This is a genomic window from Pelagibacterium mangrovi, assembly GCF_036662815.1.
In the GTDB taxonomy this organism is placed as follows: Bacteria; Pseudomonadota; Alphaproteobacteria; order Rhizobiales; family Devosiaceae; genus Pelagibacterium; species Pelagibacterium mangrovi.
On sequence record NZ_JBAFXA010000022.1, the window covers coordinates 1 to 1,500 of the forward strand.

General features: G+C 53.6%; 2 protein-coding genes. Both read left to right on the top strand.

Annotated elements, in window-relative coordinates; translation table 11 throughout:
- Window positions 1–54: 54 nt before the first annotated feature.
- On the top strand, window positions 55–876 hold the full coding sequence (locus V4T21_RS19075; RefSeq protein ID WP_440589682.1) for an E2 domain-associated cysteine-rich protein: 822 nt from the start codon (window positions 55–57) through the stop codon (window positions 874–876).
- Window positions 877–922: 46 nt separating this feature from the next.
- On the top strand, window positions 923–1,480 hold the full coding sequence (locus V4T21_RS19080) for a Pycsar system effector family protein (RefSeq protein ID WP_332719914.1): 558 nt from the start codon (window positions 923–925) through the stop codon (window positions 1,478–1,480).
- Window positions 1,481–1,500 lie beyond the last annotated feature (20 nt).

Genomic DNA, 1,500 nt, shown 5'->3' on the forward strand with positions numbered 1-1,500 from the left:
CTCAAGCTCTTCTCAGCACGCCTGTGGATCAGAAGTTATGAGTCTACGCCCTAGTTGAGCGGGAATGCGATACAGCATCTGCTAGCGACGGCAGGCGAAAACCATGCGACGCCAATCTCCCATGGCCCGTTCAGCGCGGTCTTTAGCGTTGATCCCCCGTCACCTTCGGGGAGCCCCACCCGGGCTTTTGGCATTGCGGTCGAGGTGAGGAACGGCGAGCCAGTCGCCAAAGAGCACATCGGCCATATGCTGCCTAGCTGCTGCCCAGAAAGACATATCAATTTCGACGGAACATTCTGTCTCTTTTGGGCCGAACTGGAACCGCTAAGCGTCACCGACATACCAACGGCTGGTAAGTGGTGGCGCAAGTTGTTGACGTTTCTCCAACGCCAGCGGACGGCCGACATACTCAGAAGTTGGCCAGGTCGTGCTGCGGGCCGCGCTCATGGTCCTGAAGCCGCTACTCATCAAGCAGTCGCGGAACACGCTGCGAATGAATTGGGCATCAGGTTTACGAGCGGCCTGAAAGATGGCCACTTCAGCACCAATCGCAATCGATACCGTAACGAGCACCGGGTGAAGTTATTTGACGACGGTCGATGTATCGCAACGGTGGTCAGGGGTAGAAAATCTTGGGAGGGGCGAGTTCTGACGCTGCGGGCGAGATGCAAGTGCGGGAGCACTGTTCCTCCGCTTCCGCTTCGATCTTGCGGCAACCACGCTGAGATGATTGCGAGATTTACCTTGGCACTGGACGGCTGGAAAGAGGCCGAGGCCGAATTCTTCAAAACAATTGCCAACAGCGGGATTCAGTGCTGCGGCAGCTTAGAAGAATGTCCCCTAGCCAGCATCGGTCAGAACATGAAGGCCGCCTAGTGGCCGCCTGCGGAAAAGCACAAACGGGAACAAGCGGGGCAAAATCGTGTCGGATGCCAATCAGCACATAGAAAATTACGAAAAGCTTCTTTCCACCCATCATGGAAGGATGATTGATTTCGTCAAGTTTGCTGAAGCGAAAAATGCGTCGCTTATCACCTTTTGCTCTATATGGATTGGATCAATCCTCACCATCCTCCGCTTCAACCAGACTCTACCTCTCGGTTACGAATTTTATCTTCCGATCGTCCTGCTCCTTTTTATGATTGCGACGATCATCGCTCTTTCCGCCTTCTTTCCTCGATTGCTTCACCATTTTCACAAGTCCGGGGACAGTCCTAAAAACCTTTTGTTCTTTGGAGACATAGCTACCTTTGCTCCGGCAGCATACGCAGCAAGGCTTCGCGAGCGGTATCTCCCTCCCCAGGAAGAAGCATACGCAAGATCCTACCTGGACGATCTAGAGATACAGATTGCTGTCCATGGCGCGATTGCAGCACGTAAATTTAGACGGTTTAACTGCGCTGCCTTAGTAGTGATGGTTGCGTTCGCCATTCTCGCGATTCCAGCTTGTCCGCCGTCAGCACCCATGGCACAGGTTTGAGGTTGTAAGTTAAGGAGGTT